Here is a 369-nt window from a genome sequence, read left to right as displayed (position 1 = left end):
GACCACATCGACGTCCTGGGCCAGGCAATCGCGCAGATCCCCGCTGCTCACCGGCGTGACCTGCTGATCCGCTCGGACGGCGCCGGCGCCTCCCATGACCTGCTGAACTGGGTCACCGAGCAGAACCGCGTCCGTGGTCGACGGGTGGAGTACTCGGTCGGATTCTCCATCACCGGCCCGTTGCGACGGGCCATCGCGACCTGCCCCGAGGAAGCGTGGGGGCCGGCATTGAACCCGTCGGGCGACATTCGCGACGGGGCCGAGGTTGCCGAACTGACCGGATTCCTCGCCCCTGGGCTGCTCGCCAAGTGGCCGGCGGGGATGCGGGTGATCGTCCGCCGCGAGCGGCCCCACCCGGGCGCCCAGCTA

Annotated in this window: 1 protein-coding gene; it reads left to right on the top strand. The window is 71.0% G+C overall.

Annotated elements, in window-relative coordinates; translation table 11 throughout:
• Positions 1-369, top strand: a 369-nt coding sequence (locus G6017_RS17045; protein ID WP_241731586.1) for a transposase, incomplete at both ends; no start/stop codon positions are given.

It is taken from the genome of Dietzia sp. B44, from assembly GCF_014145245.1.
Lineage (GTDB): Bacteria > Actinomycetota > Actinomycetes > Mycobacteriales > Mycobacteriaceae > Dietzia > Dietzia natronolimnaea.
The sequence above is the reverse complement of the archived record's forward strand: the minus strand, read 5'-3'. Positions and strand labels throughout refer to the sequence as shown.